Source organism: Aquimarina sp. (genome assembly GCF_977115655.1).
In genome coordinates this window covers 110227-124456 of record NZ_CDSBKO010000005.1, presented here as the reverse complement: position 1 = coordinate 124456, position 14230 = coordinate 110227, and the positions used below count along the sequence as shown (strand labels likewise).

12 protein-coding genes are annotated in these 14230 nt (G+C 33.8%); 1 reads left to right on the top strand and 11 read right to left on the bottom strand.

Annotation, left to right across the window (positions count from 1 at the left end; genetic code table 11):
- Positions 1–62: 62 nt before the first annotated feature.
- Complete coding sequence (locus ACZIYX_RS03835) at positions 63–1277, bottom strand: aminotransferase class V-fold PLP-dependent enzyme (RefSeq protein ID WP_462680888.1); 1215 nt, start codon at positions 1275–1277, stop codon at positions 63–65.
- Positions 1278–1426: 149 nt separating this feature from the next.
- On the opposite strand from ACZIYX_RS03835, the gene ACZIYX_RS03830 reads away from it, so the two are divergent.
- A complete protein-coding gene (locus ACZIYX_RS03830; protein WP_462680869.1) occupies positions 1427–2779 on the top strand; it encodes a serine hydrolase domain-containing protein in 1353 nt (450 codons plus the stop codon).
- Positions 2780–2848: 69 nt separating this feature from the next.
- Here the strand turns inward: ACZIYX_RS03830 and sufD are convergent, their stop codons facing one another.
- From sufD to ACZIYX_RS03780, 10 genes are all read right to left on the bottom strand, one after another.
- Entirely contained in the window at positions 2849–4162 is a 1314-nt protein-coding gene (gene sufD, locus ACZIYX_RS03825) for a Fe-S cluster assembly protein SufD (RefSeq protein WP_462680868.1), read from the bottom strand.
- 140 nt (positions 4163–4302) lie between these two features.
- A complete protein-coding gene (locus ACZIYX_RS03820; protein ID WP_462680867.1) occupies positions 4303–4458 on the bottom strand; it encodes a four helix bundle protein in 156 nt (51 codons plus the stop codon).
- Between the two features lie 169 nt (positions 4459–4627).
- Positions 4628–5380 (bottom strand): Fe-S cluster assembly ATPase SufC, encoded by a 753-nt coding sequence (gene sufC / locus ACZIYX_RS03815; RefSeq protein WP_462680866.1) that lies wholly within the window; start codon positions 5378–5380, stop codon positions 4628–4630.
- A 41-nt stretch (positions 5381–5421) separates the two neighbouring features.
- Complete coding sequence (locus ACZIYX_RS03810; protein ID WP_462680865.1) at positions 5422–5823, bottom strand: hypothetical protein; 402 nt, start codon at positions 5821–5823, stop codon at positions 5422–5424.
- A 26-nt stretch (positions 5824–5849) separates the two neighbouring features.
- Entirely contained in the window at positions 5850–7295 is a 1446-nt protein-coding gene (sufB, locus tag ACZIYX_RS03805; RefSeq protein ID WP_462680864.1) for a Fe-S cluster assembly protein SufB, read from the bottom strand.
- A gap of 41 nt (positions 7296–7336) precedes the next feature.
- Positions 7337–7666 carry a HesB/IscA family protein gene (locus ACZIYX_RS03800; protein WP_462680863.1) on the bottom strand — a complete coding sequence of 110 codons (330 nt, stop codon included), beginning with the start codon at positions 7664–7666 and terminating at the stop codon, positions 7337–7339.
- 131 nt (positions 7667–7797) lie between these two features.
- Positions 7798–8850 carry a cytochrome-c peroxidase gene (locus tag ACZIYX_RS03795; RefSeq protein ID WP_462680862.1) on the bottom strand — a complete coding sequence of 351 codons (1053 nt, stop codon included), beginning with the start codon at positions 8848–8850 and terminating at the stop codon, positions 7798–7800.
- A gap of 1 nt (position 8851) precedes the next feature.
- Entirely contained in the window at positions 8852–9628 is a 777-nt protein-coding gene (locus tag ACZIYX_RS03790) for an MbnP family protein (RefSeq protein WP_462680861.1), read from the bottom strand.
- Positions 9625–11019, bottom strand: a complete 1395-nt coding sequence (locus tag ACZIYX_RS03785; RefSeq protein WP_462680860.1) for a hypothetical protein — start codon at positions 11017–11019, stop codon at positions 9625–9627. Before ACZIYX_RS03785 ends, ACZIYX_RS03790 begins: the two co-directional genes overlap by 4 nt.
- 20 nt (positions 11020–11039) lie before the next feature.
- Positions 11040–13748 carry a choice-of-anchor B family protein gene (locus ACZIYX_RS03780; protein WP_462680859.1) on the bottom strand — a complete coding sequence of 903 codons (2709 nt, stop codon included), beginning with the start codon at positions 13746–13748 and terminating at the stop codon, positions 11040–11042.
- Positions 13749–14230: the final 482 nt, after the last annotated feature.

Here is a 14230-nt window from a genome sequence, read left to right as displayed (position 1 = left end):
AGCAGTATATACTAATATAAATAACAAACGAATACTTCTTAGTTTTTGTTATAAAATAAAAACTAGCTTAGCATCATTTTGGCTTTTTTAACAGATTCTACCAAAATATCTATTTCCTCTTTGGTATTGTAAAATGAAAAAGATGCTCTTACTGTTCCTGGTATTTTATAAAAATCCATAACAGGTTGTGCACAGTGATGCCCTGTACGAACCGCAACTCCTAATTTATCTACAATAGAGCCTATATCATACGGGTGAATATCCTTTATATTAAAAGATATTACAGATGTTTTATTTTTGGATGTACCATAAATTTTTAAGCCTTCGATTTCTAATAGTTTTTTTGTACCGTATTCTAAAAGTTCTTTTTCATAGGCTGCAATATTATCAAAACCAATGGCATTCATGTAATCCAGTGCTACTCCAAAGGCTATTCCTCCGCATATATTTGGAGTACCTGCCTCAAATTTATGTGGCAGACCAGCATAAGTAGTTTTTTCAAAAGTTACCTGATCTATCATCTCACCACCACCTTGGTAAGGAGGAAGTTTGTTTAACCACTCTTCTTTTCCGTATAGTAATCCAACTCCTGTTGGCCCACAAAGTTTGTGTGCAGATGCCACATAAAAATCTACATCCAGAGCTTGAAGATCTGGTTTTATATGTGGGCAGGATTGTGCACCATCAATCAATACTGCTGCGCCAACCTTATGTGCCTTATCAATGATTTTTTCGATAGGATTTATCGTGCCTAAAGCGTTGGAAATATGATTAACAAAAACAAGTTTGGTTTTATCAGATAGTAATTGTTCATAAACATCTATTACTAATTCTCCTTCGAGATTCATAGGGATTACTTTAAGAACAGCTCCTGTGCGCTCACAAAGCATTTGCCACGGTACAATATTAGAATGATGTTCTAATGCCGAAACAATAATTTCATCTCCTTTAGACAAAAGGTTAGTAAATCCTGTAGCTACAATATTAATACTATGCGTAGTTCCTGAAGTTAAAATAACCTCATAACTGTGTTTTGCATTAAAATGCTCTTGTACTTTTTTACGAGCCTTTTCATATTCATCTGTTGCTTGTTGTGATAAAGTATGTACCCCACGATGAATATTGGCATTATAATTACTGTAATAATCTACTATAGCATCTATAACTGCAAGTGGTGTCTGGGATGTTGCCGCATTATCAAAATATACCAAAGGTTTTCCGTTTACTTTTCTTTTAAGAATAGGAAAATCTTCTCTAATTTTTAGTATATCTAACATATTCATTTCTTTCTGCAAAAGTACTAAGTATTTCTAAGCAGGATTGTTTATTTTTAGAATGATTTAACTCTTCTTAAAAAAAGGAGTGTTCTAAAAAATAAATAGCAATATATACACATATAATCTTAAAAAAATAATCTCATATTATAATGAAACGCTTTAAAAAAATTATTGGTATAACATTTATAATCCTTATAACAGGAGTTTGTATTATAGCATATCTTAATTATCCTAAACTTACCATACTTACAGGATATTCTGCAAAAAACATGAGTTCGTCGGTTTTTATTGCAAACCGAAGCTTAGAATATACAGACACAAATGACAATAATTTTGACCCTGTAAGTTTTGCAGAGGATAGTATAAATAAAAACAAAAAAACAGCTATTGCTTCTGTATTTGGTCTTAAAGAAAGAAAAGCAATTTATAGAGAAGGGCTAGGTAGTGTTTTAATTGATGAAAACTTTGATGAAAATGCACCTGTATTAGTCCCAAACCGAACTATAATTAATACCGGATTATCATACCCGTACGGAGAATTAGAACAAAAAGATACTATTTTTAGTTCTGTTGATTATAAAAAGATAGATGACGCTATTACCTCCATTTTTGATACCGGCGTAGAAAAAATAAAGAAAACAAGAGCTGTTTTGGTTATCCATAAAGATCAGATTATTGCAGAAAAATATACAGATGGTTTAGATAAGACTTCAAAATTACTGGGATGGTCTATGACCAAAAGTATTCTTAGTACTGTATATGGGGTTCTGGAAAAACAAGGAAAAGTGGATATTAATGACAATGCACCTGTACAAGAATGGCAAAGTGATGAGAGAAAAAATATTACTATCCATAATTTATTACAAATGAACTGTGGTTTGGAATGGGACGAGGATTATGGATCTATTTCTGATGCTACAAAAATGTTATATGTAGATGCAGATATGACTACTGCACAAATTCATAAAAAAGCAATTCACAAACCGAATGAGTATTGGTATTATTCTTCTGGCGTTTCTAATTTGTTATCTGGTATATTACGAAAACAATTTAAAAGCTACCAAGAGTATCTGGATTATCCTTATCGTGAATTTATAGATAAAATAGGAATGCATTCTATGCTTATAGAAACGGATATGGCGGGTAATTTTGTTGGTTCTTCGTATGCTTGGGCAACAGTTAGGGATTGGGGTAAATTTGGACTCTTATATCTTCATAAAGGAAACTGGAATGGAGAGCAAATTTTTAATCCGGACTGGGTAGATTATGTTACTACACCAAGCCCAACATCTAATGGGGATTATGGTGGTCATTTTTGGTTAAATGCCGGTGGTTTTTATCCGGATGCTCCAAGAGATATGTTCTCTGCAAATGGATTTCAAGGACAAAGAGTATTTATAATCCCATCTAAAGATTTGGTTATTGTTCGTTTTGGGTTGATAGGGGATGCAGGTGTAGATTTTAATACATTTTTAAAGGAGGTTGTTTCTGCAATACATTAATACCAAAAAACCTCACAGATCTTCAAGATCTGTGAGGTTTTTGTATAATTTAAATGAAATTTTCAGATTCTATAAATCAAAACCAAGATTTACACCTAGTTTATTGGCGATTAGTTTATTGATTCTGCTTTTTAATTGCGGTATTTTTACACTTGCCAATACATTATTGGCAAATGCATACATTAATAAAGCTCTGGCTTCTTTTTCGCCTATACCTCTGGATCGCATATAAAATAAAGCACTATCATCTAATTGCCCAATTGTACAACCATGAGAGCATTTTACATCATCTGCAAAAATTTCTAATTGAGGCTTAGAATTAATAGTAGCCTTATCGCTTAATAGTATATTGTTATTAGACTGAAAAGCATTGGTTTTCTGGGCTTCTTTATTTACTATGATTTTACCATTAAAAACACCTGTAGATTTTTCATCAAAAATACCTTTATAATCTTGATGACTTTCACAATTAGGTTCTGTATGATGTACCAATGTGTTGTGATCTACGTGTTGTTTTCCTTCAATAATTGTAACTCCGTTAAGGATAGAATCAATTCCTTCTCCTTTTTGATAAAAATTAAGATTGTTTCTGGTAATATTCCCTCCAAAGGCAAAAGTATGTACCGATGCCACACTTTGTGCGTGTTGCTCTATGTAGGTGCTATCTATTAAAGAAGCATTTTGGTTGTCGTTTTGTATTTTATAATAATCTACAACGGCTCTTTTATCTGCAAAAATCTCGGTTACAGAATTGGTTAAAACAGGATTATCTGTTAAACTTTGGTGACGTTCTATAATTTGTACATGCGAGTTTTCTCCAACCACAATAAGATTGCGTGGTTGTAGCATTTGTGCAGATTCTTCTCCTGTAGAAAAGTGTATAATTTGTATTGGTTTATCTGCCAGCTTGTTTTTTGGAATATAAATGTATGCTCCTTCTCTGGAAAATGCGGTGTTTAAAGATGTTATGCCATCTTCTGATGCTATTTTGTTAAAATGGTTTTCTATCACCAAACGATATTTTTCGTGCGTTAATGCAGAAGACATTAAACATACATCTATTTTATCGTGTGTTGTTTCAGATAAATGAGAAGAATATTTTCCATCTATAAACACAATTTTATATGTATCCAGATCATAAAGGAAGAATTTTTTTATGTCCTTAAACTCCAAAGCATTTTCTTCCTTCGGAAAAATACTATAATCATGCTTTAACAGGGTATTTAGCGATGTATATTTCCAGGCTTCTTCTTTTTTGGTAGGAAACCCTTTTTCTTCAAAATTTTTAATAGCTTGGCTTCGAATATCATGAACAGCACTATCGACATCTATCGTATCTTCAAAGGCCAAAAAAGAGGATACTAATTTATCTTTCAACTCCATAATTTAGTTTCAGGTTTTGTTTCTTATGAAACATTTTCAGGTTTCAAGGTTAAGATTCTTTATACTTTATACCTTTAAACTCTTTTTTATTTGAATAACTAATAAAACCAGAAATTCTCCTGCTTAATGTTTCATAGTCATTAACTAATATCTTTAACGTTTTTTCTTCTATATCCAGAATGAAAAATTCTGTATAACTGAGATTTTGTTTCTCCTGAAGAGGCTTTAGCTATAGATAGAAATTGTCTGAACTCTATATTACCGTCTCGCTCAAAACCTTCAGCTATGTTATCCATTACTGAACCAAAATTTTAGTCTAAAATCACTTTTTAGATTTGTCGTTTTCAGGCAAGAAAATAATTTTTTTGCTTAATCTTCGAGCTTCTTTCCAAATTTCTAAATCTTCAATTTTTTTTATAGTAGCCATATTTATACACTAGTAAATTTGAAACTTTAAACTAAAGGTTATGCATTTATTTCTTCCTTGATCCAATCGTATCCTTTTTCTTCTAATTCCAGAGCAAGATCTTTAGTTCCGGACTTTACAATTTTACCATCGTATAATACATGTACAAAATCCGGAACTATATAGTCTAATAATCTTTGGTAATGTGTAATAACTATAATAGCATTGTTATTGTTTTTTAGTTTATTTACTCCATTAGCAACAATACGAAGAGCATCAATATCTAATCCGGAATCTGTTTCATCCAGAATGGCTAATTTAGGTTCCATCATTGCCATCTGAAAAATCTCGTTACGTTTTTTCTCTCCCCCAGAAAAGCCTTCATTAAGGGAACGCGATAAAAATTTACGGTCGATTTCTAATAATTCAGATTTTTCACGAATTTTTTTAAGCATATCTTTTGCGGGCATTTCTTCCAGGCCTTGCGCTTTTCGGGTCTCGTTAATAGCCGTTTTCATGAAATTAGTAACCGTTACCCCGGGAATTTCTACAGGATATTGAAAAGACAGAAAAATACCTTTATGAGCACGTTCTTCTGGCGCTAATTCTTTGATGTCTTCTGTTTCTAAAAGAATTTTCCCTTTAGTAACTTCATATTCTTCTTTACCTGCTATAATACTCGCTAAGGTACTTTTACCGGCCCCGTTGGGCCCCATGATAGCATGTATTTCTCCTGCTTTCACATTTAAGTTAAGACCTTTTAAGATTTCTTTCCCTTCAACACTTGCGTGTAAATTTTTTATTTCAAGCATTTTATATTGTTTTCTCCTCTTAGCAAAGATTTTTTCAATTATTAGTGATTATGACCTTCGTGACCTGATTTTTCTGTGTTTTCTTCTCCATCAGGTGACTTAATCTTGGTTGGCAATTCTGATGTTGGAGCACTTACTCCTATAATTTCTTTTATTTCCACTATTTCTTCCCAACCTTCATCTGGGTTAGGTTTTACAATTCCTTTTATTACCACAGGAACCATATCATATTCTTCCCTTTGTAATGGTTCTATTTTTTTGGCCAGTTCATGGGTTAATTCGTTAATTACCACACCATAAATAAAATCAGTGCCTTTTATAACCGCTGCATCATCGATAAAAATAAACTCTCCGCGAATTAAATTGGATTCACCAGATTTGTTTTCTGATTTACAAGAAAAGATAATAAGACTTAATACAATTAAAATACCTAGTTTTTTCATTATAGTAGAATTTGATGGTTACACAATTACCCTACAGAACCTTCTAGAGAAATTTCTAAAAGTTTTTGTGCTTCTACGGCAAACTCCATAGGCAGTTTGTTCAATACTTCTTTACTGAAACCGTTTACGATTAATGCGATTGCTTTTTCTGTATCAATACCACGTTGGTTACAATAAAAAATTTGATCCTCGCCTATTTTGCTGGTAGTTGCTTCATGTTCTATTTGAGCAGTTTTGTTTTTTGCTTCTATATAAGGAAACGTATGTGCGCCACATTCATTGCCCATTAATAATGAATCACATTGTGAAAAATTACGTGCATTGGTCGCCCTGCTATTTATTTGCACTAATCCTCTATAGCTATTGTGAGATTTTCCTGCAGAAATACCTTTAGAAATAATAGTACTTTTGGTGTTTTTACCTAAGTGTATCATTTTTGTACCAGTATCTGCCTGTTGGTGATTATTGGTTACTGCTATAGAATAAAATTCTCCAACAGAATTATCTCCTTTGAGTATACATGAAGGGTATTTCCAGGTAACTGCTGATCCTGTTTCTACCTGTGTCCATGAAATTTTGGCATTGGCTTCGCAGATTCCTCTTTTAGTAACAAAATTAAAAACCCCTCCTTTTCCTTCGGCATTACCAGGGTACCAATTTTGTACGGTAGAGTATTTTATTTCTGCATCGTCTAATGCTATTAATTCTACAACTGCAGCATGCAATTGGTTTTCATCACGAGAGGGAGCTGTACATCCTTCGAGATAGCTAACATAGCTGCCTTGGTCTGCAACTACCAATGTGCGTTCAAACTGTCCTGTGCCTGCTTGGTTTATCCTAAAATAAGTAGATAATTCCATAGGGCAACGCACACCTTTTGGGATATAACAAAAAGATCCGTCACTAAAGACTGCAGAGTTTAAAGCTGCATAAAAGTTATCTTTTTGCGGGACAACAGACCCGATATACTTTTTGACCAGTTCGGGGTGCTCTTTTATTGCCTCAGAAATAGAGCAAAATATAATCCCTTTTTCTCCTAATGTTTTTTTAAACGTTGTAGCTACAGATACAGAGTCCATTACAATATCTACAGCAACTCCTGCCAGCTTTTTCTGCTCGTCTAATGAAATTCCTAGTTTTTTGAATGTATCCAGTAATTCAGGATCTACCTCGTCTATACTATCGTATTTTGGTTTTTTATTTGGTGCAGAATAATAGGAGATGTTTTGAAAATTTGGTTTTTCGTAGGTAACATTTGCCCATTCTGGTTCTTCCATTTCTTTCCAAATCTGAAATGCTTCTAGCCTCCATTCTGTCATCCATTCTGGTTCTTCTTTTTTCTTAGAAATTGCACGAACGATATCTTCATTAAGACCAACAGGAAAGGTATCTGATTCTATATCGGTATAAAATCCATACTCATACTCTTTGGTTTCTAATTCTTTCTTTAAGTCGTCTTCGGTATACGCCATTTTCTTGACCTTGAAATAATTCAGGGTATTTTTTTTATCAATTAAAGGGAAAAACTTTCACCACAACCACAAGTTCTGCTTGCGTTGGGGTTATTAAACACAAATCCGGTACCGTTTAATCCTCCAGAATATTCAAGAGTTGTTCCTATCAGGTACAGGAAACTTTTTTTGTCTACAATGATTTTTATATCATTGTCTTCAAAAACTTTATCTTCATCTTCTTGATTTTTATCGAATTTCAAATCGTACGATAAACCAGAACATCCGCCACTTTTAACACCTACTCGGACATAATCTACAGAAGCATCATATCCGTCATCATTCATCAATTCGATGATTTTCTTTTTAGCTATATCAGATACTTTGATCATATTTTTGTAAATAGATTAATTCTAAATTGAATGCAAATATACTACATAAGTAGATTTTATACGCAAAACCTAACATTTATCTGTTATATATTAAAATAGGTAAAAACTATAGTGACTTAAAAAGAGTGTTTTTAAAATTCTGAAAATCGATTATCGTTTAAAAAATCGTCATCTGTAAGAGTTTTAAGAAAAGTAATAATTAGTTGTTTTTCCTGAGTGGTCATAGGGATTCCCAGAGGTTCGTTTGGGTTTTTAAACAGGGGATCCAGGGTTTCAGAATCTGCCATGCCATCACTGTAGTGATTTAAAACATCTTCCAGGGTTTTTAATCTGCCATCGTGCATATATGGAAAAGTAAGTTCTATGTTTCTTAAACTAGGAACTTTAAATTTATATATGTCCCCCTCTAAACCTGTTACTCGTTTTCTGCCTATATCATTATATTGGGGATCAATTGGCAAACCATTGTTTCGGTAGGATTGATCGGTAAATAATGTTCCTTGGTGGCATGATGCACATTTGGATTTAAACAGTTCCAAGCCTGCGGTTTCTTCTTCGGTAAATACAGAGCCTTCATTTCTTTCTACTTTATCGTATTTAGTGTTTGCAGAAATCATCATAATCATAAACTGGGAAAGTGCTTTAAGCATATTATCAGAATTAATTTTTTGATCTTCAAAAGCTTCTGAAAATAATTTTACATATTCTGGTTGTTCTTCTAATTTTTTTATAATTCCTGCAAATGTTTCATTCATTTCAACTTCTGCCGTAATTGGTATAATGGGTTGTACATCCAGATGTATTGCTGCTCCATCCCATGTAAACTCTTTCATAAAAGCCATATTGTGCAAAGGTTGTGCGTTTCGGGTACCCAATGCGCCGTTTACACCGTGACTTACAATATGTGTGTGATGGGTAAATGCAAAATCCTGTATATGGCAAAATCCACAAGAGATCACTCCATCTGATGCCAAACGACCGTCATAAAACAATTTTTTTCCTAGCTCGAAACCTTTTTCTGTTGGAGGGTTAAGGGTAATATTATAGCTTGGTTCGGGAAAATTTGCCGGGACAGTAAATTCTAGTTTAGCATTCTCTATAATGGGCACATAATCTTCCTTTTCTGAACTACAGGAAGTCCAGAAAAGGAGAGATATTATGTATGCCAAAATTCTTAATTCCATACTAATTATTTACGCTAACTACGGTAAACATTGTAGCACTATTTTCTGCAATTTTTGGGGCATTTTCGGGATCTACCTGAACACTGTTTTTTATAGCCAGAGAATGTGTGTTTGTACTATCAAATATTTTGGATATATCTGCATTGACTGTTATACCAGATGTAGTGTCTTTTGTGATTTTTAATCCGGTTGGTAAATCCAGTGTAATTTCTTTATAATTATCTAATGTTGTACCATGGCTGCCTATATGTATTTTAAAATCTGTATTTGATCCTCCATTAACAATATAACTTCCTTCAAATTTAAGAAATATATATCCTGCAGACCAACTCCATAACATTTCATTTTCTTGTGCTGTAGGAATAAAATTATTTACTCCATTAAGTGGATATTTGGATTGATCTACACCTATACCAAATCTTATTTTGGTATACTCATTAACATTTATACTGTCCAAAACTATTTTTTTACTATTTTTTACATCTTCATTAACCAAGAAATAGCTTTTTGCGACTGGATATTTTATTTCTTCTCCGTTAGATTTAATAAGCACTATATTACTAATAATATATTTTAGTTCTGAAATAGTATATGTTTCGTTACTTTTATTAGTGTACGATGTTTCTGTACTTAAAACAATTGGAGTATCGTTTATTGTATTGTTAAACTCTATATTTAAAACCCCTGTTTTTTGTTGTGTTTGCATATTATCGTCGTCTTCATCTTTGCAGGATACTATTGCAAATAATGAGAATACGATTATTATTATATTTTTCATTTTTTTTCTTCTTTATATTTTATTATGATAAAGTCTTTTGAGCCTTTATTGTTTGGAACATCAAAATCATTGCTTTCAGAACTACCTACAATGATTATTTTTTTATCACTTGTTTGCAAACAACTTTCGCCAAGTTCTGCCAGACTACCTCCTGCTGTGGATTGCCATTGTACATCTCCTTTACTGTCAATTATTACATTTAAGATATCGCTTTGTCCTTTATTTTCTTTTATATCTATATCGTTGCTTCTGGAGTTTCCGGTAATTATAAACTCATTGTTTTGGGTTTTAAAAATTCCTCTGCCAGTATCAAACTGTGTTCCTCCTATGGATTTTTGCCATAAAAGAGTACCGTTTCCATCTATTTGTATCATCCATAGATCTGCATTTCCTTTGGCATCAGAAATATCACCATCGTTACTTCGGGAGTCTCCTACAATAACGTATTTTCCATCTCCCGAGGATGCAATTGCATAAGCAATATCTATTTCAGAACCTCCATAAGATTTAAACCATGACTTAGTTCCATCTGCATTTACTTTTACCGCCCAAAAATCATAACTTCCTTTACTACCATTACCTTCTGCGACATTGAAATCAATACTCTCTGAGGATCCGATCATTAAAAACCCATTATCTTCGGTTTGCAAAACATCATAGCTTCGGTCGTTGTTGGTTCCTCCAAAATAGCGTCTCCAGATCTTATTTCCGGATGCATCAAGTTTTATCCCCCAAAACTCTCCTACACCATGTTTTGTATTGTTTTTTGATTTATCATCGTTACCCTCTCCATTACTGGCAGTTACATCCAAAAATCCTGTAACAAAATATCCTCCGTCATTGGTTTGTATTACAGAAAAAGCTCGATCAATGCCAGAAAAACCAAAGTTTTTTTCCCATTGAATATTTCCTTCGCTATTAAGTTTAACAACCCAATAATCCTGCAAACCTTCATTTGAAGCTACATCAACATCGTTACTTCTGCTATATCCTACTACTGCATATCCGCCATCGTTGGTTTTAATAATTTTTTCTGCTCTTTCGTCTCCGGTTCCTCCATAGGTTTTACTCCATACGATTTCCCCTTCTTTAGTAAGTTTTAGAACCCAAAAATCGCTATCGGTTGCTGTTTTATCGGTTATATCTCCATCCATACTTAAGGTGTAGCCTGCAATAGCATAACCCCCATCTGTAGTTTCTACTACAGACAGGGCATTATCCTCATTACTTCCGCCAAATGTTTTTGTCCATTCTATGGTTCTGGTAATTTCTTTTTCCGGACCGGGATCCGGGGTTGTCCCCGAATCTTTATCATCACTACTACAAGAACTTAATACAACCATTGTAGTAAATACAATATGTTGAAGGTATAAAAATTTAGGGGTCTTCATTTGACTATAAGTTTATGGCGTTAGTTTTTTACAAAACGCTTGGTATAAATCTGATTGTTTGCTGCAATTTGTACAAAATATGTACCTGCTCTTAAGTTAGATACATTTATTGTATTTGTAACAGTACCTTTGGTTACCGATTGTCCTAAAAAGTTTTTGATTTCATAAGTTGCATTTTTTTCTATTCCGTCTATAAAAACAGTTAACAGATCTCCTTTAACTGGATTTGGAAATATGTAAAAAGCAGTATCTTCAACAAATGTAATTGCTTCGCTTCTTGAGGTATTGATAGTTAAAGATACATTGTCGATAGCAATATCAGCCTGCCATGTAGATCCTGTTGTTCTGTTAAATCTTAATTGTACGCTGTTTCCAACATAAGCAGACAGGTCTACGCTAGCAGTTTTCCAGGAATTTCCCTGATTACCGGTCTGGCTCCATATACTGGTCCATGTGGTTCCATTATTTGTACTTGCTTCCAAGGCAAAGCTTCCCATATCTGTTGCACCATACATGTGGTATGCAAATGAAAACGTGGCTGATGATTGACTACTTAGATCAAAACAAGGAGAGTTTATAATTGCTTGTTTATTAGGAAACCCTGCTGTTCCCGAAGCTTCTACATACAGATAATATGTGCCTTGTGCAGCACTGGTTGGTCCTGTGTTATTAGAAGGGGTTCCGCTTGCATCTATAGTCCAATCTATATTGTCTGCAGAGGATTGTGTCCATGAGCCAAGTGTGTTTTCAAAGCTTTCATTATAAGGAAAAGAAGATATTCCTGAAGAGCATCCTTGATTTCCGCCACCACCATCACCTGTGGTAATATTTACAGTATAATCTTCAACTTCTCCATATTGAAAAGACTCACAAGAGGTAGGTATACCATTATATTTCATAGAAACACGCATTCTTGTTGTTCCTTCGGTTGCTCCTGCAGGAACTGTAAAACTTCCGCTAACGGGAGTTGTTTTGGAGGCGGTTTTGGTCCATACCTGTTCTCCTGAATCTTCAAAATCCCCATCTTTGTTATAATCTATCCATACACTATATCCTTCATCATAAACATTGTTGGTCCATGTTGGGGTTATCGTAATAGTTTGCGAACTTCCTTTTGCTATATCTGTTGAAACAGATGTATTATCTGCATAACCACCAGTTGATGCTCCTGTAGTATTGTTAATAGTTCCTAAACTAACATTGCTTATATATTCGTCGGCAACACTTTTGCCATTAGAAGCACAATAGTTTATCTGTACATTGGTAGTTGTAAAATTAGCAGAGGCACTAAAATCAGAAGATGTTCCATCCTGACACTTACTTCTTACCTGTGCTTCATAAGATGTAGCAGCGGTTAAACCGGTTATGTTATAAGACGCCGAATTTGAAGAAACAGTGGTCCACGAAGTTGTTCCTGTTTGGCGATATCTTATGTCATAAGTCGCATTTGATATGGAGGTCCAGGTTATTGTTGCTGTTGTTGCTCCTGTATTAGATGATGTTACTCCTGCAGGTACTGTTGCGGTACATTCTCCTCCAGAAGTATTACTTTTGCGAACTAAGAAAAATCCTCCCTGGATATCACTTATTACAATGTTACCACTATTAAAATAAGGATACACGTTCCATACACCATCCATGCTTACACTATTACTAGAGGTATAGGTATCAAAGAACCCCACCTCTGTCATTGTTTTAGCTCCTATACTAGAAATATCTATTACTCTTAACCCAGCTCTATAATTTGCCAGATAGAATAAATTGCCTTTTACATATCCATTATGATCTGTAGAGGGAGTAGGCCCAAAGTAGTTAAAGTGAAATTTTGGATTATCCAGATCCTGAAAATCAAATATAATTGTTTTGGTATTAAAACCAACACCTTGTTCGTCCAGCTCATCTCCCAATATAAAATATTTCAAATCCTCGGTAAACCATCCCTGATGCGTGTATTTAACATCGGTATATTTTATGGTAGATATAGTTACAGGGTTTGATTTATTGGTAATGTCTGCTATTACTATTTCAATCTCATTGCTACCTATTAAAATTTCTTTTCCGGTATAATCACTATCCGGACCATTATAGGTTATTACTTGTGCATCGTGCGTATAGGCTCTTTGTCCGCCAGATAAAAGTCCTCCTGCATTAACAGGGTTTTTAGGGTCTTGAATATTAATAAACAGAGGTCCTCCTTTGTAGGGTCCAGAGTTTCTTTGTGCTCCTACTACATAGGCATACCCGGAATCTTCATTTATCACAATATTGTGGGCGTTTCCAAATTCAGTGTATCTCTTATCCGCAGTAAATGTTTGAGGAGGGTTTGCTACGTTACGCAATCTGGTTAAATCAAAAACCTGCATTCCATGATTAGCAGCTTCACTCACAATAAAAGCATGATTTTTATATACTTTTACGTCTCTCCAGGTGCTATTAGAAGTAGCCGTAGGAAGTTTCCCTAAATATACCGGATTAGTAGGATTAGAAATATCTATAAATGCAGTACCATTATCTAATCCGATAATAGCATATTCATTACCATTTTGTGGATCTGTCCATCCCCAACTATCGTTACCTAAACCGGCGTTCATAGTAGATAGGGTTATATGAGACATTAAATCATAATCCTTGCAAGGATAAGAACCTGCCAACCCATTTTGACAAGGGGTTTGACCATAAGAAAACACTGCCGTGATTAACAGCAGAAGAGTAGTAATTAAATTTTTCATTGAGTTTGTGTTTTAAGAGTTAGTTACAACATTAAGTTTTTGTCATGCTTTTTATAAAAGTTTAGTTAAAAATCTTACTAATTTATCAAATAATTTTATATAATATTAGCAATGTTTTAATCATTAACAATTTTTAACAAATATTTATGTTAAAAACTGTTGCTTTTATTATAAACTTCTATACGCTTAATTTTTAAAACAAAGAAACTAAATATCAAGAGTTTATAAAAATTCCTGATGCTTGACCCTTTTAATGAGGGATTACTACCAAATAGACCCTAAAAATGCTAGGTTCGTTCTTCCTTATAAAATTTCTGTAGCTATACTCTGGTTTAGCTCAGTACATGTGCTATGTATGAGTTTTACTGCTTCAGATAACCTGAGTTATACCATTTTAACTTTGAAATAGTGCGTATAGAAATTGAATTTATTTTTTAAGTATTCAAGGCAAAAAGCTTGTACCAGACTTGATCTGGCATCAA